Below are 24,549 nucleotides of genomic sequence, written 5' to 3'. Positions count from 1 at the left end.
TGCACTTTTTCACCTTCATGTACGCCACGTGTGTCCTGAACCGGCGCGGGTGTATCGCTGTGTAAATTCATCCGGCAAACCTACACAGTGATACAAATCATTGACTGCGCATCGTCACACAACCGCCTCACGGCTTTTGCTAGCCTGCGCCCTCCGTCATTCAACAGGCGCCTTCCAATGTTCACTCTGCGTGTCATGACCATGGACGATTACGATGCGGTGATCGACCTCATGCGCCATACCCCGGGCATCTCCCTGCGCGATGCCGATTCCCGCGAGTCGACTTCGCGCTATCTGCAGCGAAATCCAGGCATGAGTTTCGTGGCCGAAATAGACGGCACGCTGGGCGGCTGCGTGATGTGCGGGCATGACGGTCGCCGAGGTTACCTGCAGCACTTGCTGGTCCTGCCCGAGCACCGTGGTCAAGGCATTGCCAGCGCGCTGGTCGAGCGTTGCCTGTCGAGTCTTGAGCGACAAGGCATCCTCAAATGTCATCTCGATGTATTCAAGACCAACGAATCAGCCGCTCGCTACTGGCAAGGCCAGGGGTGGCAACTGCGAGATGATATCGACCGGTATTCGTTTATCCGGTCGGGGGACCGGAATGCGTGAGGGGCCGGAGTCCGTCGGTCGTCGGTATTACCAGAACCCACGGGCGGCGGCATTGGACAAACGTTTTCTTTCATCCAATAGGTATTCCTCCTGAAAAAATTCAAAGAGTTTAGCGTCGCATGCCCAGTCATCGTCTGACTCTATGGGCACCTTTAAATCAGTCTTTAACGCTTCACGCCATTGCAATGAAGTGTTCGAGGTCGACGCAAGCCGCTCCATCAATTGCAATCGCCGGACAACCAGTGGGTGCCCACGATGTTCTACTGGCCAATGCGCTTCATCTGCGCCCCACTGCAACCAGCGGAGCATGTCCGGCCAGCGCAGAGTAATTGCAATCCATCGAGCATATTGATCACGATCGGGAGAGCGCCATTGATGGTCGGCTTGACGCCGCGCAGCGCGCAAGCTCAGGTAAAAGCGTACAAGATTGACCATGCGCTTTATTTCGCGCGGATTGGCTGAATATTTTGCGGCTGAGCGGATAATCGCTCCGACATCTCGGCTCACGACGAAATCGGAAGGCGTGGAGCTACTGTCGTGACCCGGAGTTGACGACTCTTCAGAGGTGGTCAACTCGAAGTTGTCGATAGCTGAAATGGCTTCGTTCTTTTTGAGGGTGCCCTCATCCGGGACAGGCACCGGGATAGCAATTTCTACATCAACCGGCACGATCGGCTTTCGGGCTGGCGCCTCAGGGGAGCCAACCAGCCAGTCGACATAACCTTGGAACTGATCCGGGTTACTGGGAGGGATCGTGAAAGGTAACTGGATGAACTTGTCCATGAAGCGCCATCCCAAAGGCACGGCGCGCTCATACCTGGGAAGTTGTTGGCGAACGTCCTTGTGCGCCTTCTCGAGCGCGGCGGCGACCATTTGGGGATCCATGCCGATAACAAACATGCACCGATAGGCGTCGCTCGCCAGCAACATACTGACACCTTCAACCACACTGGCTATCTTGCCTGGGGCACAGCGATCCAGGTCATCGATGAAGATGACAATGGGTTCATGGCTGTTCTTGCTCTTGTTCTGGTCGCCGCCCGACGGGGTCGACTTCGGTACCACGGAGAGCACCCGCCTCAGATCTGCGTGAATCTGGTGAAGCTCACCTACGGCCTTTCCATAATCGGGCACCCGGATGTAGTCGGCGAGGCTGAAGGTTGCCGGCTCCTCGCGAGTTTTGCTGCGACTGGTGAAGTAAGTAGCCGCCATACCTATCCAAATGAATGACTGAGTCAGGACAGCGGCAGGAACTCCCCACCCCGTTGAAGCTGCCAGTTGGTCAGACAGTGCTGGACCCACAGCATCAATTCCCAGCATGGATAACGTCGCCGCGCACCCCGCTAAAAAATACGCGCGAACGCGGGACCACCAAATGGAGATGACGCGATCGTACAGACGCTTGCGAATGACTCCGTCGTCGATCCGTGCCAGTTGTAATTTGAACAGAAACTTTTCGCGTTCCAGAAGAGGCAACCGATCCGCCACTTGGGACACGATGGCGTCGACCATGCCCGCCCATACCTGCTCGGTAGTGTCGTACTGCCAGGCGTTGAACCAGATAGTCCACAGCACTGGCTTTCCGTCTTTTCTCGGCTTTGAGTCAGCTTTGATGTCAAATTTTTCTTTACGGTCCAATAAACGCAATACAGTTCCGAGTTGAAGCCTGGGTTCTTTGGCAGAATCAAAGGAGGGTTTGTGTTCTTCCCTGCCTTCGCGCGGGTCGAGGTTCTCTCGGATCAGCTGCATGAGTGATGATTTTCCTGCGCCCCAGGGAGCCTGAATGCTGATGCTTAATGGCGGGGGTGTTTGGGCATGAGTGAGAAATTCAAAAATTGCTTTCGCATAAATGTCATGGCCGAGTTGATTGCCACCGGTCGCCACATCATTGTTAAACCAGGTATCCACTTGTCCGATCTGTGCGCTCAGGTATTCGGCAAGCAGGGTTTCCGATGCTATTCCCATTGCCGCAAGAGCCTGATGGACTCTCGCTTCTCCGTGGTTTAGAAGTGCCTTTATAAGATGGTCTATTTCAATGATTGATTCGGCAGTTCCGCCCGCATGTCGATGTGCATTTACCACGACATCAGAAGCATTGCTGGTCAGTTCCAATAGGTTCGAGGATTGACTAGAGCTTGGCGGCTGGCTCCTCTCGGATTCAAACCTGCTGAAATAGCGGGCCTCTATGGTCTCGTAATTATCTCCTGCAAGGTAGCGGATGGCCGCCGAAAAATAATCGGCGGCGCGGTCATCTTTCAACTTTGGAGGCGCCGCGCTGTGTTGGCTTTCGGCCAGTGCAAAGAACAATAGTGTCGTCGAGAGTCCGGCCACCTTTTCTGTGTAGCGGTGAGCCAAAGAATTTGCCCACTCCATAACCGCGACAACAGCCAGAGATTTGTGCAGAGAATAAGGATCTGGCTTGACCTGTACTACATTTTGCACCTTGGGAGTCGCGAGACTTATGGCGTTGAGCAGTGACTCACGTTGATCAGCCGGAAACATGAGTGGAAGGGAAATAACGGCGGTCGTTTGCTGTTGCGTAATGAGCGTGCTGTTTTGCAAAACCTTATAGATGAGCGAGAAACTCTCGCCATAAGAGAGGCCTCCCGCGCCTGTGCCTAACAATGGAATCCAGAGAGTTCGAACATCCCTCAGCATCGGATCGTTCAATGCATTGGCAAGATAAGTCTGTAGCGCGTCAGCTGGCGCCCGAATACCGATCGTCACGATGTAACAAATTTTCCCAATTTCCGTTTGCTGCACAAAATGCCCCGGTGCGAGCATCCTGCTGTTCGGCATTTTTAAGGGTAGATCCAGTTGCTCTAAAATCAGAGTGTTCAGTTCGCCGAGGTTGCCACTACTATTGGTTGGTAAGAATACGACGTCGGTGTCGATCGGCGCGTCGCTGCGCACCGAGATAGAGGGAGATAGTTGTACATCAAGCGGCTGTGATTTTAACTGCATGTTTGCTCTCCCAGCGCAGCAGTGATTTTAGTTGCTCAAACATTGCCCACCTCAGCCTCTTTGGCGGTAAAGGCTCGCAGGGTTTTGTATTCACTCCAGTTAAAAGTACTCAAGAATTTTGCCGCACAGTTGGCACCCTCAAGAAACAGACCCAATTTTTTTTCATCTGACATATTGAAATCCAACCAGTTGTAGCCTTTCGCAGGAATCCAGGTAACCAGTTTGCTGTAGTCCGGATTTCGGTGAATGAAATCGTAGTCGAGTGTATGCCGCGCAGCATTGAAAATCGTACCGAGCAAATTCAAGGGCCCGTCAATGCTTGTCAGGCGCTTGTCCAGTTCAAGCTTGACGCCAAAGGTGGGGGCGCTTGGAACTTTTTTGGTGTTATGAAATACATCAATCGGGAAGTTAGACATGATGCCGCCGTCGATAAATAGAACTTCACTCGGGAGCCGGCCTTCTTCTGCGATGTGGTAACTGGCCAATGCCTCCCAACGGTTTTCTGCCTCTGGGCCTTTGGGAATGCGCTTGACTTTCATGGGTTGGAAGAAATAAGGGATCGACATCGAAGCCCTTACGAACAATGCTGGGTTAACTCCATCTACGTCATTCCAATAGAACTCGGCCATGCGTGGGAATTCGACTTTGGTTTCTGTTGTAACGTCCGCGGCGATGACCGCAAGCCGAAATAATTGCTCAGCGGGGTTCTCAAAGCTTTTCCCCGATCTGAGTTTCAGTCCTTCCGGAACAGTTTGCATCCTTTTCTTTAAACTGGCGAAGTCAACAATACCTTCTTTTTCCAGGACCTTACGTAGCCATTCAGTGAAGGCGTTACCCGGGTTCAGCCCCAGATCATTCTGTAAATTATCGATGACCTGTGCGGCCTTGAAGGCAAGTTTGATGTTGCCCGCACCATTTATCCAACTTTCGATCAAATCCCTGGCGTCGGAGTCGCCATCGACAAAATCGAAGAAATCTTTATTGGCCAATTCCACTAACAATTTCTCGCCTTTCGGCTTACCCGGTTCGGCCAGAGCGGCCACCAATAAAGCGTTGATCGCGCCGGCTGAAGTTCCTCCTATTCCCAAGAAACGGATGCCAACCTGTTCGAGCACATAGGTGTATCCCACCAAGGCTATTCCAAGCATTCCACCACCTTCCATGACGAGGTCGACATATTGATTGCCTTGTGCATCGACAATGTCGCTGAATTCCTTGTTGTTACAGGCCTCCTTCGCCTGCTGCAAAATTTGAAGTAATTTCACATTGTTTTTGAAGACGTTCAGCTCCATGTCGACCTCGATACGCGGAAAAGTGATTGATGTAAATGTGCAGGGTGAAAAATGCCTCTCTCTAAAGAATGCAATCTAGTCTCCAATCTAGTCTGTGCAAGTGAGATTGCTTAGATGGACAATGTCGACCTAGCTCAATTGGGAGTAGTTACGCCGTTTTTTATTGCGACTCGGTGTTGAAGTGCTGAAAAGCATCATCGCGTTATCCGCAGCAGGCCTGCAGTCTGAGCATTAATCTGCAATTTTCCTTGAACTTTAGATGGCTGAGACGAGAGGTACGGAAGTTCTGAACGGTCGTTTTTCAGAAACGAGCAAGCTCGCTCCCGCAGGGATTGAGGCATCAGCAAGGAGTACCGCGATGAATCAACAGGTGGAAGCCATTTTATCGGTGAGTCCCACGCTGGCAAAAAACGTGCTGCAAGAGCGTTGCGTCATTCAGCGAAAGTCGACCATATTGACTGAAGCATCATGGTTTCCGAGCGTCGCCCGACACTTGCAGGAGTTGCCCATGAACTCGCCCGACAGCCATGCCCAATTACCGGGCCAGGCAGCAGAAGACCTCCAGGAAATCGCCGAATGGCGTGATGCCTTGCTCTCGGTCATCGCCCATGGCGGCACAGCCCAGGCGAAAAAGATCCTCGACATGCTGGTGGCGGTGGCAAGCGAGTCGGACATCGGTTGGCGGCCCAGTCATGGCACGCCTTACATCAATACCATCAGTGTCGAGCACCAGCCGGTGTTTGCCGGGGATCTGGCCATCGAAGAGCGCCTGGCTTCGATCATGCGCTGGAACGCGCTGGCGATGGTTGCCAGGGCCAACCATGCCTATGGCGAATTGGGCGGGCATATCGCCAGTTATGCCAGTGCCGCCGACCTGTTCGAAGTGGGCTTCAATCATTTCTTCAAGGCCCGCACCGAAAGTAGCGGGGGCGATCTGGTGTTTTACCAACCGCACTCGGCGCCGGGCGTCTATGCGCGGGCCTTTCTCGAAGGGCGCCTCGACGAGCAGGATTTGCAGCACTATCGGCAGGAAATCGGCGCAAAGACCCTGGGTGCACGGGGCTTGTCGAGTTACCCGCACCCCTGGTTGATGCCGGACTTCTGGCAGTTCCCGACCGGCTCCATGGGCATCGGTCCGATCAGCTCGATCTACCAGGCGCGTTTCATGCGTTATCTGCACCACCGGGGCCTGCAAGACACTACGGGCCGGACCGTCTGGGGCGTGTTCGGCGACGGTGAAATGGATGAGCCGGAGAGCATGTCGGCGCTGACCCTGGCCGCAAGGGAGGGGCTGGACAATCTGGTGTGGGTGGTCAATTGCAACCTGCAGCGGCTGGACGGGCCGGTGCGGGGCAACGGGCGGATCATCGACGAGCTGGAGGCACTGTTCGGCGGGGCCGGCTGGAACGTGATCAAACTGGTCTGGGGGTCCGATTGGGACGGGTTGTTTGCACGGGATACCGATGGCGCGCTGGTGCGGGCGCTGTCCAGCACCGTCGATGGTCAGTTCCAGACGTTCGCGGCCAAGGACGGGCGCTTCAATCGCGAGCAATTCTTCGGTCAGAACGAAGCATTGGCGCACTTGGCCCAGGACCTGACCGACGAGCAGATCGACCGCCTCAAGCGCGGTGGACACGACGTGGTGAAGATCTATGCCGCCTACCGCAGCGCACTGCTCGAAGACCGCAAACCCACGGTCATTCTGGCGCAGACCAAGAAGGGGTTCGGCATGGGGGACGCCGGGCAGGGCCGGATGACCGTGCACCAGCAGAAGAAGCTCGACAGGGAGGCACTGATCGCGTTTCGCAACCGTTTCAACCTGCCGTTGACCGATGAGCAGGCCGCCGCGTTGAGCTTTTTCAAACCCGACGAAGACAGCGCCGAAATGCGTTATCTGCATGAGCGTCGCCGGGCGTTGGGCGGGTACATGCCCTCGCGATCCTCCGCCTGCGAGCCATTGGCCGTCCCCGCCATCGACAGCTACGGTGCCTTTGCCATCGCCGCCGCCGACAAGGAAATGTCCACCACCATGGCCTTCGTCCGGATGCTCGGCGGATTGCTGCGGGACAAGCAACTGGGGCCGCGCATCGTGCCGATCGTGGCCGATGAAGCGCGTACGTTCGGCATGGCCAGCCAGTTCAAGCAGATCGGCATCTACTCCAGCGTCGGCCAGCGATATGAACCGGAAGACATCGGTTCGATCCTGAGCTATCGGGAAGCCCTGGACGGGCAGATTCTGGAAGAGGGCATCAGCGAGGCCGGCGCAATCAGTTCCTGGGTAGCGGCCGCGACTAGTTACTCGGTGCATGGCCTGCCGATGTTGCCGTTCTACATCTACTACTCGATGTTCGGCTTCCAGCGCATCGGCGACCTGATCTGGGCGGCGGCGGATCAACGGGCCCGGGGTTTCCTGCTTGGGGCCACCGCAGGGCGCACGACGCTGGGGGGCGAAGGCCTGCAACACCAGGACGGCAACAGCCACCTGATGGCGTCGACGGTCCCCAACTGCCGCGCCTACGACCCTGCCTTCGCCGGCGAATTCGCGGTGATTCTGGACCATGGCATGCGCCAGATGCTGGAGCGTCAGGTGGACGAGTTTTACTACGTCACCTTGATGAACGAGAACTACCCGCAGCCCGACCTCCCTGAAGGTGTCGAACAGGCGATCATCAAAGGCATGTACCTGTATGCCCGACAGGCAGCAGAAGGTGCCCGTGGCCGCGTGCAGTTGCTGGGCTCCGGGGCCATCCTGCGCGAAGCCATCGCCGCCGCCGATTTACTGGCCCGCGACTGGAACATCGACAGCCAGGTGTGGAGCGTCACCAGTTTCACCGAACTGGCCCGCGATGCCCGTGATGTCGAGCGCTGGAATCGCCTTCATCCAGAACGGCCGGCGCGCCAGAGTCACCTTCAACAATCACTCAACGACACGGCGCCGATCATTGCCTGCACTGACTACGTTCGCGCCTTGCCCCAGTTGATCGCCAGTTATCTGAATACCCGTTACACGGTACTCGGCACCGACGGCTTCGGACGCAGCGATACCCGCCACCGGTTGCGCACGTTTTTCGAAGTGGACCGCCATCAGATCGTGTTGAGCGCGTTGACGGCGCTGGTGCACGAGGGACAGCTCGATGCCGGTGTCTGCACCGAGGCGATTGCCAGGTACGGCATCGATGTCGAGGGGGTGGCGCCTTGGCAGGCGTGAAAACTGGCTTCAAGTCGTTAAAAGACGAAGCCCAGTTTTACGCCATATTCATCCCTGGTTTGTTTGTCCAGGTCGGTGACTGCAAATTGACCTTCCAGGTCATATTTGAAGCGGTTGTAGTACAGGGAGGCGATCAGCGGAATTGATCCTTGTTGGTTAAACAGGACACTCAACTCGACAAAAGGGTTACTGCTATCTTTCACATCCAGGTTTTCGCTATTGACGCCATGGAGCTTCAGTTGCGAGTCACCGTTTATAAACTTTCGAATGCCCGCTTCCAGACGCAGGGTTGAAGTGCTGAATTGATGATTGTAGCCAATAGCGGCTTTAGCGAAAGGCGTGCGACTGGTGAGATCAATGTCGTACTTGTTAGAGTTCGGGTGGAATCGATTCCATTTGTACCCTGCGCCCAGCAGGATATCTATGAAGTTGCGCGTGTCCAAAGCCATTCTCCAGCCTAGATCCAGGTCGGCCTGGGCATCCTTTACTTTCTGATTCTGCTTTTCCGAGTACTGCCCACTGAGTTCTGCTTGATAAACAAGCCCGCTCTGTGCCGTCATCTTGTTGCCAAAGTTAAGAAAAAGCCCTCCTTCCGGCATGTGCTCGGTGTTCTCGCTTTTGTGTCCCTTGAATTCAAGCACGCTGTAGCTTCCCAGCAAGCCAAATGCGAAAACCGGTTCCGTTGGAGGTGCAGCGTAGGAAAGTGTGGGCAGGGTTCCTGCGATAAGCGTGGTGACAACAGCAGCAAGATTGGTTCTTTTCATAAGAACTCCATCAGTGCACTACTGGTCTGGAGTAGACCGATTACTTACAACCATAGTCGCTTTTTTGCGTTGGACTAGTTAACGAAAGTATTAGTTGTTAAGACGAGTTATTCCGAGTCGGGAAAGGCGATGAAAGTTAAATTAAGTATGTTGTCGCAGGAGAGCTACAATCAATGGTCTCTAATAAAAAGTTCGCAAGCGATACCCCCGGAGTCGATAAAAAGCCAAGCCGCGGAAACGGCAACGCCCTGACTAGTCAGGGCGTTGTATAGGCCAAGTTTGTTTATCGCCAGGCCAGATAAATATTATTCTTTTTGATCGACGGTCACTTCTTTCCAACTGTCATCCGGATCAAAACGCTTCATCGACTTCGCCACCTTGTCACCCTTGGGTCCCAAGTCTTTCTCGAACACCTGTCCTTCATGGCTGATCATGAAACTCATCACGCCGGTGTCATCGTATTTTGCCGGCCAGGCAATCAGTGCAAAGCCGCGGCTCATCTTGTCGCCGATGAGGTAGCTGTAAGCGCCACCGGGTGCCGACGGGCCTTGTCCGTCAAGGATGCGGAAGTGGTAACCGTGCCAGTCTTCACCGACTTTAGCTGTGCCGAACAGGGGACCCAATGGGCTGATCTGGCCGCTATCATCGTCAGCCCAATACAGCCCGTCGTGCAGGCCGGGTGTGCTGAAGATCTTCTGCGCATATTCGAGTGCGCCGTCACCGTCACGATCCACGGATGCATAGTCCATCTGGGCGTCGTGATAGGTCAGCACCGATTGCACCGCGGCGAGTTCGTTACTGCCAATTCGACGCGCACGGATTTCGGTGCTACCGGCCTTGATGTCGAAGCGCCAACCATTTTTGGCCTTGATCATGGGGATCGGCAGTGTCCAGTGTTCACTGCCGACCGCCAGCACTGCCTTGCGCTCGCTGGGTTTTTCGATGTCATGTTGCTCGTGGTACAGCTTCAAAAACGCATCCACGTCACTGCGTTGTACGCCGCCTCGCGGTATGTAAATGCGCCAGTCTTCACCCAACAGCTCTGTCAGGCGTGCCTGGTCGGCGTGTTCCGTACCCAGTGCTTCGACGAACGCTTGCGCGGCTTTTTCTGGCGTTGGAAATGCCTGCTGCGCCATGGCAATGCATGACCATGCCAGGCCGAAAGCGATTGCCAGAACACGAGGGAGCAAGTCCATGGGTACCTTCACTCGAAGATGGATGTTCAACGCCGGCCCCCCCCTCGTTGTCGCATGGGTGGGCTGGACGGCCTGCTGATCTGACGACCGGCAGATCGCTCGGCACTCGGGCGCAGGGCGGATGCCTGGCTGGAGCGACCACGGGCAGCTTGCATGTTGGTCTGCGACGGAGACCGCGCGCCGGCGAATGCGTTGTTGCGGGCACTGCCGGGACTGGCGGCCGGTCGTTTTTGCGTAGCCTGGCGCGCCTGCGGGCTTTCCTGTCGGCGTTGATTGGTCTGAGCGGTCTGTCTCCCGGGCTGCTGATTGTCCCGAATGTTCCGGTTTGTGCCTTGGCCCCTGTCCGATGCCCTGGGTCTGTCGGCACCGGTTGTGCCCTGGCCCCTGTCAGCCGCCCTGGGTCTGTCCGCACCGGCTTGCATCCGATTACCGACCGAGGCATCGGACTGCGCTTTGCGCGCTTGATCCCGGGCCTGGCGATTGCTGGTGGCAGGTCGTTCGATACCGGCCCTGTCCATGGAACTACGGGCGTTTTCTCGAGCCTGGGCTCGTTGGGCATTGTCCCCTCGAAAAGCTTCACGCTGATTGGCACCGTTCAGTTGCCTTCCGTACTGTTCCCGGCTCCGGTTGTCGCGATAGGGCACGCCATCGCGATGCACGGCGTTGTGCTGCCACTTGTTCTGGTTATTGGTGATCTGGTTGTTGCGATTGATGTTGTTGTAGCGATTGACGTCGATATCGACGTCGTTATTGCCCCAGTCACAATCACCCCATAACGAGGCGACGATAGCCACACCGGTCCCAAACGCCAGCCCGGCCACCAATGCCGAACCGGGGTAGTAAGCCGGCGGCGGTGGATAGTACGCGGGCGGCGACGCAGGATAGGGCCAGGTGCCGTAGGTGGTTGTCGGATTGTAAGTGGGTACGTACACAACCTGTGGATCGGCGGGCTGAATGATGATGGTGGAATTGCTGCTGGCAGGCGCAGGGGCGGGGGCAGGGGCCGAAGACGTTGTTGGCGCCGGTGCAGGTGCCGGTGCCGGTGCCGGTGCCGCCTGAACCGTCACATTCTGATATTGGTTGCTCTGGAGATTGCCGGCGGCTTGCGCCTGGCGGCGCAAACGTTGCACGCCCCCCATGACATCGTCCGGTTGCGCCAGGAAGGCATCGCCCAGGCGCTGTACCCAGACGGGATCCTGCCCCAGCGTTGCCAGGACCTGTGGGAAGGCAACCAGCGCCTGTACGCTCGGATCCCAGGTCTGGTTCGCCACTTGTTTGACCGCGTCATCGCCCTTGGCGTCCGGATGGGCCTTGGACCAAGTGACCGCCTCGGCGATTTCCCCCGGGTACGTGGAAGCCATCAGGACCTGTGCCAGCAGTGGGTCCGGATAGAGCGCAATGGGCGCCAGCATTTGATCCAGCTGCTCCTGGGTAAACACGGCGTCTTTGGCCGCTGCCGGCACGGGCGCTGTAGCGGCAGCGTTCGCGGGTGTCGGTGCGGGTGCGTCCACCGGCTGCGCCAGGCACGTAGATCCACTGAGAAACAGTACAGCTGACACCGCGTAAAATAATGAAATACGCATTGCGCCTTACCCCTATGTGGTCAGGCAGGCATGGACTGACCGGATCAACGTCAGGCACTGAAAGCAGGCAACCTCGTTGCCACCCACTAATGGTAGCAACATATTTTGTTGCCATGGATCCAGATCCTGTTTTCCATCTATGGCCCTGGACGGAGCCCGGCAGCCCACGATGCCCAGCCGATGTGACTAGCGTGAAGTTTTGACATGCATGACTTCGGTGTAGATGGCGTTGATCGTCTGACCCACCTGGAGCTTCTTCATCCGAGCCTGGAGCTTGGGGTCCTCGACCTTCAGGACGGTCTCTTTGCCTTCTGGAGGAAGCAAGGTCACCTCATGCCGTTTCAAATCAATGCGGGTGATCTTCGAAGTGACCTTGACCTGACGAACCGCTTCACCACCCGGATTAGGATTGTCCTTGGTGGCCCGGATGGTCATGGATTCGTTGCTGACGCCCGGCGCGCCGTCGACATCGGTGTCGAGCACATAGGCAACTGAGCGCATAACGTGAATATCGACCGTGTCGCCGACTTTCAAATTGTGCAGGGCTTTGGCTTTGTCCGTGAGCTGGATGGGCACCGGGCTTTTGTCAGGGCCTTCTACAGTGACCTGATAATTCGCCGGATCAACGGCCACTACCCGCGTAACGATGTGGCCTTCCATGGAATGGCTACCCAGCGGCACATCGGCTGCACGAGCAAAACCGGCGGTGGAGATGATCGAGGCAAGGGCAACCACGCAGGTAAGGGAGCGGATCGGTTTCATCGGCCTGTATTTCCATGTGATGGCTGACAGATCAGCGCGATGGATCTTGGGTCAGAGCACGTTGCACCCCAAGCATAGTCATTGATCGCTGATGTGTCCGGGGCGTTTGAAGTGGCCCGGGCAGGGTGCTTGCGGCTTCAACCGGTGGTCGTTGCCTTTGGCTTGTCACCGGCGTGTGGCTAAGCTTAATAAATCGAGGCGAATTGAAACGTGGGTGGTACTGGTCATCAGCGCATCTGGATCGGCATCAGACGGTGCTCCCAAAGGAGACGAAAATGTATGCGGTCATAAGAACCTACCTGGGCGCAGGCGCGAGGCAGCTTTTCGCGCTGCTGGAAGAGCGCAACACAGACGTCGAAGCGACCCTGCGGACAGTGCCAGGTCTCGTCAGCTACACACTGTTGAATACGGGTGATGGCGGCACGTCGGTGACTGTTTGCACGGACAAGGCCGGCAGCGATGCGAGCTTGAAAGTCGCACGTGAATGGATTCAGAAAAATGCATCGCATATCCATGCGGAGCCGCCGATCGTAACGGAAGGCCCGGTGGTTGTGCAGATCAAATAGCGCGTCCTTGCGATTGATCTCACGACACTAACGCTGTCGCGGGTTTCGTATGTTTGCTTCGCAGAGATCTGATCGTCCGCGAACCATCGGATTGAGTTTGATTGCGGTGGAAACGAACGACGGGGCGGGGGCCTTTTCAGCCTGTCTCGGGAGGCAGAAATCGACCTGAAGCGGGCATCTGAATATCTGGCCGCTCGCGTAAGGGATAAGGCCGTAAGATGTGTGCTTCATTGCCGATAAGGAAATCGCCATGTCACCGAACAAGGCTTGCCCCGTCATCCTCTCCAGTATTCCTGGCACACACATCCTTCTGTTCCGCCATCCAATAGCAGGCGTACAACTGGTCAAAGGGACAATCGAGACAGGTGAAACGCCAGCTCAGACCGCCCTGCGTGAATTAAGCGAAGAATCCGGCATAGAAGCCGCCTCGGTTGTCAGCGATATGGGCTGCTGGGACGCCTCGCATCTGGACCAGATATGGTCATTTCAACTGTGTTACACGCAGGCGCTTTTGCCGGAGCAATGGACCCATCACACGCTCGATGACCATGGTCACACCTTCAGTTTTTTTTGGGCTCCGCTCGATGATTTGCCGTTTGCCGACTGTCATCCGGTCTTCCGTCGAGCATTACGGCACCTGACTGCCGCGCTTTCAGCGCAAGGGTATGTATTGCCCGCGCGGCCCCGCAACCCCTTGACCACGATGTACAGGAGTGGGCCTATGGAAACGAAAAAGAGCGTAAGCAACAGGTACGGCAATGCACCTAGCCACGAACCGCCTCTCGACCTGGTGTCGTTAATCATCCAGAGGCAAGCGAGCGCCGCCATCAGATAGAGATCGATGACTACTTGCGCGGTGTCAGGCCGGGACATTAACTCCAAACCAAAGGCAAAAAGCGACTGCTCTGCCATCAGCAACGTCCAGCCGGTATAGAGCGAAAAAATCAAAAGCACGGGTAGTGCAACGTAGGCGCCTCTCATGTCCTTCTCCTTGGTGGGTAGCGCCTGCACAGTAGTGATAATGTTGCTCGCCTCACAATGACCTGAGAGGTCATAGACACTCTTCACATGGACAGTCAGAGTTGATTAATGGGCCACCACTCCTTTCATCCTACGTATTCAGTCGCCAGTAATGCTGCTGGCGAGCACCTACGACGTCTCCGTCAGCAAGCGGGGCTCAGCCAGCTAAATCTTTCCCTGTTGGCAGGCTTGTCTCAACGTCACCTTAGCTGCGTCGAGACGGGTCGCGCCAAGGCCAGCCCTGGCACATTACATGCGCTATTAACAGCCCTCGATGTACCTCTCGAGCATTGCAACGCAGTCTTCATTGCGGCTGGCTATGCGCCGCGCTACGTTGCTTCTGCGCTGGACGCTCCGGCATTGGAGGTTGTCCACGTCGCGATTGATCACATTCTGCAAGCCAACAATCCTGCACCAGCCATTGTCATTAACAGCAGATGGGACATCACCGCAGCCAACGCCAGCGCGGGATTGCTATTCGAAATGGCCGGCATTTCAGTGGTTGGCGAGTCAGGTCTCAACCTGCTGGATACTCTGATGCGTCCCGGCGGCTTGGGTGATTGTCTGGCGAATGCGCAAGAGATACGGACAATTGCTTGGCAACGCGCCGCAAGGGAATCTGCCAGCAATCCCGATTTGGCTCGCCTCCTGGAAGACCTGGCAGGGCCGAAAGAAATACCACTGGACGTCCCACCGTCACCCTTGATACTGACTCGAGTGCGCACCGAAAACGGGGAACTTCGCTTTCTATCCACATTTACAACGTTCGGAATGCCGCTCGATATCACGGTAGCGTCATTGCGCATCGAGCATCTTGTCCCCGCCGATGCTCATACCTGGCAAAGGATGAAAGCCGCTTATGACCAGTGGTTGGCGGTTAGCGTCAAGACGGAGCAGAGATAGCCTCATCGGCGCCAAGTGAGCGCCTGGGGAAGTCGTTGGACAGAGTCACAACACGTAGTGGTCGCTATTCGGCCCATAGCTGACGGTGGCGACCAGGCATAAATCGGCCAGAAGCGAACGTCAGGCTGATCTGCGAGTCACCATTTCCTCCACCTCGTCACACCATGCGATATAGGCCTGCTCTGCCAACACGCCGCGGCGCGTCACCAGCAGCGGCCCAGGCTGATGCTCACCCAGCGTGGCCTGCCTCGCGAGAAAAAATTCCAGCTGGGCCTGGTGGTCCGCACGCACCTCACGGATCTGCTGCAACGCGGTCTCGCGCGAGAGCAAATCGAAGCACAATACCCGCAGTATCTGTTCGTCCTTGATGGCCGGGCGTGGTGAGCCCTTTGCCACCCAGGCGGTCAGCTTCTCGCGTCCGGCAACGGTCATGCTGTAGATCGAACGTTCCGGCCCGCGGGTTCCCGGCAAGCGCTCCGACTGGATAAAGCCATCAGCCTCCAGTTCTCGCAAGGCCGGGTACACCGAGCTGTGCTCAACCGACCAGCAATGCTGACCCGCGACCTGCATCCATTTAGTCAGTTCATAGCCCGAACGCGGCTGGCTGTGTATCCCGGCAAGAAGCACATGCTTCAAGGGTTTTTCCTTGCCTGCCTTGGTTTCCTTCAGATTGCCCACTCACTTTGCTCCTTGATTGCGTCAACGCGCACGCAGAATGACTATGTTTTTTTTTACATAGTCGAAAAACCGTGCAACTATGTATTTTTCCACATACCAGATCTTACCCTATTCCACTGGACAGCGCCTTGAGCAGACGCCGCAAGCGTGGACCGGGTACGGCCGCCTCCGTTTTGCTCACTGATAAAAGGAAAAAAACATGTCCCAAGAAACCATCCTCGTCACCGGCGCCGCCGGCAGTGTCGGCTCAACCGCGCGCGCGGCCATCGCCATTCTGCTGGAACAAGGCCATCGTGTACGCGCCATGGTGCGCAAGCTGGACGCGCGCGCCGACAGTCTGCGTGACCTGGGCGCCGAGATTGTAGTCGCCGACATGCTCGACATCGTCGCCGTGCGCGCAGCCATGCAAGGTTGCTCAGTGGTGTATTTCACGATGTCGGTTACGTCCGACTACCTGGAAGCGGCTACCAACGTGGCGGTCGTCGCCAAGCGTCTGGGAGTGAAGGCCTTCGTCAATCTGTCGCAAATGACGCTGTCGCAAATGAGCGAGACAGCAACCACCGGCAGTCCACAACAGAAGCAGCACTGGCTCGCAGAACAGATGCTGCGCTGGTCTGGGCTGCCGGTGGTCTACCTGCGTCCAACCGCTTTCTTCGACAGTATGTTCTTGATGCAGGCAGCCAAGGGCATCCGCGATGACAACGTCATTCGCATGCCGTTCGCCGATGGCAAGACCTCGCCGATCGCCGCCGCCGACGTGGGGGCCGCCGTCGCGGCCGTGCTGGCCAATCCGCAGCCGCATATCGGCAAGATCTATGAACTGACCGGTCCCCAGTCATTGACCATGGGCGAACTCGCACAAGCGTTCAGCGTCGCGCTGGGTCGCAACATCCAGTACGTCAACGTGCCGCCGCAGATGTGGGAGGCCAAGCTCCGGGAGATCCAGCAGCCGGCGCATCTGACCGACCACCTGATCGTCATGGCCCAACTGCATCGCGAAAACCGCTACGACCGCATGACCGATACCTTCGAGCAATTGGTCGGCCGCGCACCGATGTCCGCCACCGAGTTCGCTCGCCGCCACGCGGCCACGTTCACACCTGCCTAGTTCTGATTTCAGAAGTTAAAAACGATCCAATGTATTTTTGCAATTCTGAACAACAATGGTCGTTTGCAGCCTTTCGCGAGGGGCTGTAATCGACCAAAAGCAGGCATCGAAATGCGTGCCCTTGTATATTCCCGATAAGGCATATCTGCGCCATTACTGCGAAGAAACGGGAAGACCCTCCATGGACCGGAAAAAAGGCCAACCTTCAAACTCCGACTGGGTAATCCGCAACGCTCAACCCGGAAGCATCGAGCGTATCGAAGCGTGGTTCGGCAGCCACGGCTATGACCCACACCGCCACGACACTTACTCGATCGGCCGCACGCTGGCAGGCGTGCAGAGCTTTCATTACAAAGGTTCCCTACGCCACGGGGTGCCAGGCAACACACTCGTGCTTCACCCCGACGAACTTCATGATGGTATGGCCGGCACCGACGCAGGTTTTCGCTACCGCATGGCCTACGTTGATCCGGCATTGATCCAGAACGTTCTGAAGGGGGAACCGTTACCCTTCATCGCCAGCGGGCTCTCGAGCGATCCGCGCTTGCACCATGCCAGCGAAGCATTCGTGCAAGCAATGGATCATCCACTGGAAGCACTGGAGGAGCAGGACGCCCTCTATGACCTGGCGATGGCCTTGCGTGCCGTCGCAGGCAAGCCTCGCGGCCGCAAGCGCATGGATTACCCCTCAGCTGAACGCGCCAGAGCGTTCATCCTGGAACACCTGCACTTGAGCATCACGCTGGAGATGCTCGAACATGCCAGTGGACGCGAACGCTGGAGCCTGTCGCGCGACTTCAGGACGCTCTACGGCACCAGTCCCTACCGGTTCGTCACCCTACGCCGTCTAGATCGCTTTCGCGGGTTGATCCTTGACGGTTTCACACTGGTGGACGCCGCCCTCGCTGCGGGCTTTCACGATCAAAGCCACATGACCCGACACTTCACGCGCTGCTACGGCGTACCACCCCTGCGTTGGCTGGAACGCTTGCGGCTCGCACGCTGACTTGCAGGATCGTACAAGAGCGGTAGTTTCCCTGTTCTATAGGCTGACGACTCCAACTACAGAGGATCTGTCATGCTTGAGTCCCATCTTCAACAAGCAACGTTACCCGTAAACCTGGCGCAAAAGGCTTCACTGATTGAACAGCAATGGAGTCCCAGGGTTGTCGCGGAAATGAACGACTACCAGTTCAAGGTCGTGCGAATCGAAGGCGAATTCATCTGGCACTCGCACCCTGAGACCGACGAAGCGTTTCTTGTGCTGGAAGGCACCTTGCGCATCGATCTGCCGCAAGGCTGCGTCCATGTGAATCAGGGTGAGCTATATGTAGTGCCACGCGGCGTGATGCACAGGACCGCCGCGCAAGGTGAAGCGAAATTGATGATGATCGAGCCACGAGGCATTTTGAACACGGGGCATGAAGATGACGAACGGACGGCGTTGAACAACGTCTGGATATAATTTAACGCCACCATGCGCTATGTCCGCTTCGGGTCGGATAGCGACCACTAAACATTCAAATCGGCATCGCTAAAACCGTTGCGCTGATAAAAGCGCTCCAGCTCACGGGCTTCCGGCTCCCTGCCGGTGAAAATCTTCAGGTACTCGGGGATGTAGCGCATGCGCTGGGCCAGGGGCTCCCGGGTTTTCATGCTGATGTAGCCGATTTGCGTGAGGTAGATCGAACGGGCGCGGGTAATCGCAGCATCGTGTTCAAAGCCGAAACGGTCGAACATCTGCCGCAATGCCTCGACGCGCTGCGCGTCAGCCTCGCTGATTTCCTGCGCCACTTCCGGTGATTGCAGCGCCCAACTGCGCATGGCGAACTCGAACTGCGAGTCGAACAATTCGCTGTTCAGCCAGCAGTCGAAGACGTTGAGAATCGCCTCGGTGATGGACTCGGCATAGGCCTGGGATTTGGTCACCAGGTTGAAGGTGTTCTTGTTTTTCCATTGCTCGATCAAGGCTACGAGCAAGGCATCGCGGTCTTCGAAAAACCAGTAGAAGCTGGTGCGCGACAAATTCAGTTTTTTCGCCAGCGGCATCACTCGCACGGCATCGACGCCCGACTCAGTCAGACTTTCGTAGGCCGCATTAAGCCAGCCTTCCAGTGAGCCTCGGCCTGCCGGTTCCGCCGTTGAGGTGGTTGCTTTCATGGGCATTTCTTCCCTGTTTGAATTTGCTTTTCGTGGTCAACTGTACACCAGTGTCAAGAGTATTGACACCTGTGTACAGAGGGGCATATTGTCGGCGTGCCTGATGACCTGTTTGCGAGACCGATATGAAAAACGATCCGCTACTTCAGCCTTATCGCCTCAAGCATTTGACCTTGCGCAACCGCATCATAACCACCTCCCACGAACCGGCTTACCCGGAAGACGGGATGCCGAAAAAGCTCTACCGGGCCTACCACGTTGAACGTGCCAAAGCCGGTGTCGCCATGACCATGACCGCAGGCTCCGCCGCGATCTCCCGTGACAGCCCGCCCGTGTTCAACAACATTCTGGCCTACAAGGACGAAGTGGTCGGCTGGATGAAAGACCTGACCGACGAGTGCCACGAACATGGTGCGGCGGTGATGATCCAGCTCACTCACCTGGGCCGGCGTACCCGCTGGGACAAAGGCGACTGGCTACCGGTGGTGTCGCCCTCCCACAATCAGGAACCCGCACACCGCGCCTTCCCCAAGCAGCTCGAACAGTGGGACATCGACCGCATCATTCGCGACTACGCCGATGCCGCCGAACGCATGAAAGCCGCCGGCCTGGACGGCATCGAGCTGCAAGCCTACGGCCACTTGATGGACCAGTTCTGGTCGCCACTGACCAACGAACTGGAAGGGCCGTACGGCGGCTCGCTGCAAAACCGCCTGCGCTTTACCTTCGATGTGCTCACGGCCATTCGCAAACGCGTGGGCTCGGAATTTATCGTCGGCATTCGCTACACCGGGGACGAAGTCCTCGCCGGCGGCCTGCAAAAAGAGGAGGGCTTGCAGATCTCCCAACTGTTGAAAGACAGTGGCATGATCGACTTCCTTAATGTGATTCGCGGCAACATCGCCACCGACGCCGGGCTGACCGACATCATCCCGATCCAGGGCATGCGCAATGCCCCGCACCTGGACTTTGCCGGCGAAATCAAGGCGCTGACCGGCTTCCCGACCTTCCATGCAGCGAAAATTCCCGACGTGGCCACGGCGCGGCATGCCATTGCCTCGGGGTTGGTGGACATGGTCGGCATGACCCGTGCGCACATGACCGACCCGCACATCGTGCGCAAGATCATCGAAGGCCGTGAAGACGATATCCGCCCTTGCGTGGGCGCCAACTATTGCCTGGACCGCATTTACAACGCTGGCGCTGCCTACTGCATCCACAACGCCGCGACCGGGCGTGAAACCACCATGCCTCATGAAATACCCAAGGCTGCGCGCAAGCGCAAAGTGGTGATTGTCGGCGCCGGCCCTGGTGGCCTGGAAGCGGCACGGGTGGCAGGAGAGCGCGGCCACGAGGTGGTGGTGTATGAGCTGGCGGACAAACCCGGCGGACAGATTCGCCTGACCGCGCAGTCCGAGCGGCGCAAAGAAATGATCAGCATCATCGATTGGCGCATGGCGCAATGCGAGCGCCTTGGCGTGACGTTTCACTTCAACACCTGGGCCGACACCGCGATTGTTCTCGATGAAAATGCCGACGTGGTGATCGTGGCGACCGGGGGCATGCCGCACACCGAAGTGCTGGAGCACGGCAATCAATTCCTGGTTTCAAGCTGGGACATTATTTCCGGCGACGTGAAGCCTGGGCGCAATGTGCTGGTGTACGACGATGCAGGCGACCACGCCGGCCTGCAAGCCGCCGAATTCATCGCCCGCAGTGGCGCCAAGACTGAAATCATGACCCCCGACCGCTCGTTCGCGCCGGAAGTCATGGGCATGAACCTGGTTCCCTACATGCGCTCGTTGCAGCAACTGGACACCACCTTCACCGTCACTTACCGGCTCAAGGTTGTGGAGAAACAAGGCGACCAATTGCTGGCTACGATCGGCACCGATTACAGCGACCTGACTAAAACACGCCTGGTGGATCAGGTGGTGGTCAACCACGGCACCCGGCCGCTGGACGAGTTGTATTTCGAACTCAAACCCTTGGCCAGCAACGAAGGCGCCGTGGAGTACATGGACCTGATTGTCGGCAAGCCGCAAACCGTTGCGAGCAACCCCGAAGGGCGCTTCCAGTTGTTCCGCATTGGTGATGCCGTGGCGTCGCGCAATACCCATGCGGCCATCTACGATGCCCTGCGGCTGGTCAAGGACCTCTAGCTGCCGTGTGTCGCCCACAACAATAAAGACAGCCGTCACCTGATTTAGAAGCCTTTAGTTACTGCCCCGACAGTTGGTCTGATTGAATTTGATGAACATCAAACTCTTCCCAGCGGAGGTTGTTGCATGCATACGGGTTCTGATTCCATTGAGCTGCTCACTGCGTTAACCGAACGCGACCTGCGCTTTCGCAGCGATGCCAAGGTCACTGAACATGCCCTGGCGCCGGTCGACACGGCGTTACTCGATGCGTATACCGCCATCGACCGCAAAGCCCTGCGTCGTTACCGCCTGGAGCGCATTCGCGAGCAACTGCGCGCCCAGGATTACGCCGGCATTCTGTTGGCCGATCCGATCAATATTCGCTATGCCACCGACACCAATAACCTCGGTTTGTGGGTGATGCACTCGCCCAGCCGCTATGTGTTTGTGGCCACCGACGGCCCGGTGGTGCTGTTCGAGTTCACCAGCAGCCGGCACAACAGCGAGCACGTGGAAACCATCGATGAAATTCGCCCGGCGATTCCCTGGCTGTATTTTCTTGCCGGTCCCCGCGTGCAGGAAAAAGCCGAGCGCTGGGCCCAGGAAGTGGCGGACCTGATGGCCCGCCACGGTGGCGGCAATCGCCGCTTGGCGGTGGACCGTTGTGACCCTTGGGGCGCGCAGCGCCTGACGCATAAGGGCATTGAGCTGTTCGATGCGCAGCCGTTGATGGAGCAGGCACGCTTGATCAAATCGGCTGAAGAGGTCGCCAGTCACCGGGTGTCCATGGGCGTGTGCGACCTGGCCATTGCCCGGATGCGCACAAGCCTGGTGCCGGGGGTCACTGAAAACCAGCTGTGGAGCATCATGCACGGGACTAATGTCGCGCACGGCGGGGAATGGGCCGAAAGCCGCTTGCTCAGCTCCGGGCCGCGCACCAACCCGTGGTTCCAGGACGCCACCGACAAGGTCATCAAGGCAGGTGAGATGGTCTGTTTTGACACCGACATGGTCGGGCCCGGTGGTTACCTTTCGGACATCTCTCGCAGCTTCGTCTGCCCCGGCAAGGCGCCGACAACGGCCCAGCGCGACTTGCTGGAAATCGCCTCGCAGCAGATCAACCACAACGTCGAACTGCTGCGCCCGGGCCTGTCCTTTCGCGAGTTTGCCGAACACTGTTGGCCTGTGCCCAAGCGCTTTGAGCACAACCGCTACATGATGATGCTGCACGGCGTCGGCCTGGTGGACGAGTACCCCAGCGTCGCCTACGCCGTGGATTTCACCGAGTGGGGTTACGACGGCCTGTTCGAGGAAAACATGGTGGTGTCGGTGGAAAGTTACATCGGTGAACAAGGCGGTGGGGAAGGGGTGAAGCTCGAAGAACAGGTGCTGATCAGCGCCAACGGGCCGATAAAACTTTCGCGCACGCCCTTAGTCGACGGCGATCGATAGCTGGAGCAAAACCATGAGCAGTATGACCGTGATCGAAACCGCGCCCTCCTTGGCGCCGCGCCCAGCGGCCAGCGCCGAACCGTTCTTGCGCCTGGAGGGCATTCATAAACAGTTTGGCCCCTATCCCGTCCTGCACGACGTGTGTTTTGAAATGAGCAAGGGCGAGGTGGTGGCCATTATTGGGCCTAGTGGTTCGGGCAAAAGTACCTTGCTGCGCTGTATCAATCAGTTGGAGCCGCCGACCCAGGGCCGGGTCAGTATGGATGGCGTGCACATCGAAGCTGGCAAGACGCTGCCCCGTACAGAGCTGCTCAAGCTGCGCCGGCGCATTGGCATGGTGTTCCAGTCGTTTAATCTTTTTCCGCACCTGACGGTACTGCGCAATGTCAGCCTGGCGCAAATCCGTACCTTGGGCCGCAGCGCCAAAGAGGCCGACGCCCGCTCCATGCAACTGCTCGAACGCGTGGGGTTGGCCGACAAGGCCCAGCATTATCCGGCGCGCTGCTCCGGTGGCCAGCAACAACGGATCGCCATCGCCCGCGCCCTGGCATTGGACCCTGAATTGATGCTGTTCGATGAGCCGACCTCGGCGCTGGACCCCGAGCTCGGCCTGGAGGTGCTGGCGGTGATGAAAGAGCTCGCCTGCGAAGGAATGTCGATGATCGTCGTGACCCACGAAATGCACTTCGCCGAAACCGTGTCCGACCGCGTGGTAGTGATGGCCGAGGGGCGAATCATCGAGCAGGGGCCGAGCCAGCAAGTGATGCGCCAGCCCGAGCATGAACGGGTGATCCAGTTCCTCCAGGCCGTGAGGAATCGCTGATGCAAGACATCCTGATGATGCTGTTGAACGGTGTGCCGTGGACCATTGCTGTCACCGTGCTCGCCTTCTGCGTCGGCGTGGTGCTGGGGTTTCCGATCTGTGCCCTGCGCCTGTCCAGGGTCAAGCCCCTGCGTTTTCTGGCGGCCATGCTGGTGCTGACCCTGCGCTCCATTCCGCCGATTGTCTGGCTGTTTTTCATCTTCTTTGGCATCGGTGGCGGCTATATCAGCCTGTCGCCGTTTACCGCGGCAGTGGTCGGCCTGGGGCTGATTACGGCGGCGCACATGTCCGAGGTGTACCGCGGTGCTTTCGCGGCGATTCCCACCGGGCAATTCGAAGCCGCCTATGTGCTTAACCTGTCGGCATCGCAACGGTTTTTCGATGTGGTGTTACCGCAGTTGGTGCGCATCGCCATCCCCACCTCGGCCACCTACGCCATTGGCCTGCTCAAGGATTCGGCCGTGGCCTCGACCATTGGCGTCGGCGATATCAGCTTCCAGGCCTATCAGGTTTCACAACAAACCTTTCAGGGCCTGAGCGTCTACAGCGCGGCGGCGCTGGTTTACCTGGTGCTCAGCGTGCCGGTGGCCTTGTTCTCCCGTTGGCTCTCGGCCACGTTGAAACAGAGGATTGCCCGATGAGCGAACTGCTGACGATGTGGGCCCAATGGCTGCCGGAGTTGTGGAAGGGCTTTGTGCTGTCGATGCAGGTCACGGCGGTGAGCCTGGGCCTGGGTATTGTTCTGGGGCTGGTGCTGGCACTCAGTGTCTCGGCCCCGAGCCGCTGGTTGCGTTACCCGTCTTTGGTCATCGTGGAGTTTGGGCGCGGTGCGCCGGCGTTGATCCTGCTGCAGTATTTTTACTTTGGCCTGCCCAGCGTCAACCTGACCTTGACCTCGTTCTGGGCTGCCGCGCTGGCCATGGCGTACTGCACGGCGGCCTACACCAGTGAAATCATTCGCGGTGGCATCGAGGCGGTGGCCCCAGGGCAAACCGAGGCCGCTGAGGTGATCGGCCTCAACCGGTTCGACGCCCTGCGCTTTGTGATCCTGCCCCAGGCCTTGCGGGTAGCGCTGCCGTCGCTGCTGGGGTTCTCGATCATGATGTTCCAGGCCTCGTCGCTGTGTTTCACCATCGCCCTGCCAGAGATTGTCAGCCGGGCGTCCTCCATTGGTTCCTCCACGTTTGAGTACATGCCGGTGCTGATTCTGGCCGGTTTGATGTATGCCGCTGTCTGCGCTCCGGCGACCCTGGGCGTGGCAGCGCTGGAAAAAAGACTGGCACCCAGCCAGCCATAACAACAAATGCCACTCAC

At 57.6% G+C, this 24,549-nt stretch carries 21 protein-coding genes and 1 pseudogene; 13 read left to right on the top strand and 9 right to left on the bottom strand.

Annotated features, from left to right (window positions below; translation table 11 throughout):
- Positions 1-177: 177 nt before the first annotated feature.
- Positions 178-612 (top strand): GNAT family N-acetyltransferase, encoded by a 435-nt coding sequence (locus GPL81_RS13700; protein ID WP_160107147.1) that lies wholly within the window; start codon positions 178-180, stop codon positions 610-612.
- Positions 613-639: 27 nt separating this feature from the next.
- Here GPL81_RS13700 and GPL81_RS13695 read toward each other — a convergent pair whose 3' ends face one another.
- Positions 640-3,576, bottom strand: a complete 2,937-nt coding sequence (locus tag GPL81_RS13695) for a KAP family P-loop NTPase fold protein (RefSeq protein WP_160107146.1) — start codon at positions 3,574-3,576, stop codon at positions 640-642.
- Between the two features lie 35 nt (positions 3,577-3,611).
- Positions 3,612-4,868, bottom strand: a complete 1,257-nt coding sequence (locus GPL81_RS13690; protein ID WP_160107145.1) for a patatin-like phospholipase family protein — start codon at positions 4,866-4,868, stop codon at positions 3,612-3,614.
- A 508-nt stretch (positions 4,869-5,376) separates the two neighbouring features.
- Between GPL81_RS13690 and mdeB the strand changes: the two genes are divergently transcribed.
- The gene (gene mdeB / locus GPL81_RS13685) at positions 5,377-8,076 is read left to right on the top strand and encodes an alpha-ketoglutarate dehydrogenase (protein WP_160107144.1); all 2,700 of its coding nucleotides are present in this window, start codon (positions 5,377-5,379) and stop codon (positions 8,074-8,076) included.
- 17 nt (positions 8,077-8,093) lie between these two features.
- Here the strand turns inward: mdeB and GPL81_RS13680 are convergent, their stop codons facing one another.
- From GPL81_RS13680 to GPL81_RS13665, 4 genes are all read right to left on the bottom strand, one after another.
- Positions 8,094-8,840: a hypothetical protein gene (locus GPL81_RS13680; protein WP_160107143.1), complete on the bottom strand. Its 747-nt coding sequence runs from the start codon at positions 8,838-8,840 to the stop codon at positions 8,094-8,096.
- 305 nt (positions 8,841-9,145) lie between these two features.
- A complete protein-coding gene (locus GPL81_RS13675) occupies positions 9,146-10,036 on the bottom strand; it encodes a DUF2950 domain-containing protein (protein ID WP_160107142.1) in 891 nt (296 codons plus the stop codon).
- A 26-nt stretch (positions 10,037-10,062) separates the two neighbouring features.
- The gene (locus tag GPL81_RS13670; RefSeq protein WP_160107141.1) at positions 10,063-11,619 is read right to left on the bottom strand and encodes a DUF3300 domain-containing protein; all 1,557 of its coding nucleotides are present in this window, start codon (positions 11,617-11,619) and stop codon (positions 10,063-10,065) included.
- 186 nt (positions 11,620-11,805) lie between these two features.
- The gene (locus tag GPL81_RS13665) at positions 11,806-12,381 is read right to left on the bottom strand and encodes a hypothetical protein (protein WP_160107140.1); all 576 of its coding nucleotides are present in this window, start codon (positions 12,379-12,381) and stop codon (positions 11,806-11,808) included.
- Between the two features lie 275 nt (positions 12,382-12,656).
- On the opposite strand from GPL81_RS13665, the gene GPL81_RS13660 reads away from it, so the two are divergent.
- Positions 12,657-12,947 (top strand): hypothetical protein, encoded by a 291-nt coding sequence (locus tag GPL81_RS13660; protein WP_096512084.1) that lies wholly within the window; start codon positions 12,657-12,659, stop codon positions 12,945-12,947.
- A gap of 250 nt (positions 12,948-13,197) precedes the next feature.
- Positions 13,198-13,539, top strand: a pseudogene (locus GPL81_RS13655) (NUDIX hydrolase); the annotation flags it as partial.
- Positions 13,540-13,553: 14 nt separating this feature from the next.
- On the opposite strand, the gene GPL81_RS31405 reads toward GPL81_RS13655, so the two are convergent.
- The gene (locus GPL81_RS31405; protein ID WP_246218923.1) at positions 13,554-13,928 is read right to left on the bottom strand and encodes a DUF2834 domain-containing protein; all 375 of its coding nucleotides are present in this window, start codon (positions 13,926-13,928) and stop codon (positions 13,554-13,556) included.
- A 108-nt stretch (positions 13,929-14,036) separates the two neighbouring features.
- Between GPL81_RS31405 and GPL81_RS13650 the strand changes: the two genes are divergently transcribed.
- The gene (locus GPL81_RS13650) at positions 14,037-14,870 is read left to right on the top strand and encodes a helix-turn-helix domain-containing protein (RefSeq protein ID WP_160107138.1); all 834 of its coding nucleotides are present in this window, start codon (positions 14,037-14,039) and stop codon (positions 14,868-14,870) included.
- A 120-nt stretch (positions 14,871-14,990) separates the two neighbouring features.
- Here the strand turns inward: GPL81_RS13650 and GPL81_RS13645 are convergent, their stop codons facing one another.
- Positions 14,991-15,548, bottom strand: coding sequence for a PadR family transcriptional regulator (locus tag GPL81_RS13645; RefSeq protein ID WP_160107137.1), 558 nt, complete (start codon positions 15,546-15,548; stop codon positions 14,991-14,993).
- 199 nt (positions 15,549-15,747) lie between these two features.
- Here GPL81_RS13645 and GPL81_RS13640 point away from each other — a divergent pair, with 199 nt between their 5' ends.
- The 3 genes from GPL81_RS13640 to GPL81_RS13630 all read left to right on the top strand — a co-directional run bounded on the left by GPL81_RS13640 (position 15,748) and on the right by GPL81_RS13630 (position 18,121).
- Positions 15,748-16,656 (top strand): NmrA family NAD(P)-binding protein, encoded by a 909-nt coding sequence (locus GPL81_RS13640; RefSeq protein WP_160107136.1) that lies wholly within the window; start codon positions 15,748-15,750, stop codon positions 16,654-16,656.
- Positions 16,657-16,837: 181 nt separating this feature from the next.
- Positions 16,838-17,662, top strand: coding sequence for an AraC family transcriptional regulator (locus tag GPL81_RS13635; RefSeq protein ID WP_160107135.1), 825 nt, complete (start codon positions 16,838-16,840; stop codon positions 17,660-17,662).
- Positions 17,663-17,734: 72 nt separating this feature from the next.
- A complete protein-coding gene (locus GPL81_RS13630; protein WP_160107134.1) occupies positions 17,735-18,121 on the top strand; it encodes a cupin domain-containing protein in 387 nt (128 codons plus the stop codon).
- 47 nt (positions 18,122-18,168) lie between these two features.
- On the opposite strand, the gene GPL81_RS13625 is transcribed toward GPL81_RS13630, so the two are convergent.
- On the bottom strand, positions 18,169-18,816 hold the full coding sequence (locus GPL81_RS13625; protein WP_160107133.1) for a TetR/AcrR family transcriptional regulator: 648 nt from the start codon (positions 18,814-18,816) through the stop codon (positions 18,169-18,171).
- A 125-nt stretch (positions 18,817-18,941) separates the two neighbouring features.
- Here GPL81_RS13625 and GPL81_RS13620 point away from each other — a divergent pair, with 125 nt between their 5' ends.
- The 5 genes from GPL81_RS13620 (at position 18,942) to GPL81_RS13600 (ending at position 24,532) form a co-directional block, all read left to right on the top strand.
- Positions 18,942-20,978, top strand: coding sequence for an NADH:flavin oxidoreductase (locus GPL81_RS13620; protein ID WP_160107132.1), 2,037 nt, complete (start codon positions 18,942-18,944; stop codon positions 20,976-20,978).
- A 126-nt stretch (positions 20,979-21,104) separates the two neighbouring features.
- Positions 21,105-22,412, top strand: a complete 1,308-nt coding sequence (locus GPL81_RS13615) for a M24 family metallopeptidase (RefSeq protein ID WP_160107131.1) — start codon at positions 21,105-21,107, stop codon at positions 22,410-22,412.
- A gap of 13 nt (positions 22,413-22,425) precedes the next feature.
- Positions 22,426-23,235 carry an amino acid ABC transporter ATP-binding protein gene (locus GPL81_RS13610; protein ID WP_160107130.1) on the top strand — a complete coding sequence of 270 codons (810 nt, stop codon included), beginning with the start codon at positions 22,426-22,428 and terminating at the stop codon, positions 23,233-23,235.
- Positions 23,235-23,876: an amino acid ABC transporter permease gene (locus tag GPL81_RS13605; RefSeq protein ID WP_160107129.1), complete on the top strand. Its 642-nt coding sequence runs from the start codon at positions 23,235-23,237 to the stop codon at positions 23,874-23,876. The genes GPL81_RS13610 and GPL81_RS13605 overlap by 1 nt, the downstream gene beginning before the upstream one ends.
- Complete coding sequence (locus GPL81_RS13600; protein WP_160107128.1) at positions 23,873-24,532, top strand: amino acid ABC transporter permease; 660 nt, start codon at positions 23,873-23,875, stop codon at positions 24,530-24,532. Before GPL81_RS13605 ends, GPL81_RS13600 begins: the two co-directional genes overlap by 4 nt.
- Positions 24,533-24,549: the final 17 nt, after the last annotated feature.

The organism is Pseudomonas izuensis (genome assembly GCF_009861505.1).
Taxonomy (GTDB): Bacteria; Pseudomonadota; Gammaproteobacteria; order Pseudomonadales; family Pseudomonadaceae; genus Aquipseudomonas; species Aquipseudomonas izuensis.
Note: the sequence above shows the minus strand (reverse complement) of the source record. Positions and strands in the feature narration are given on the sequence as shown.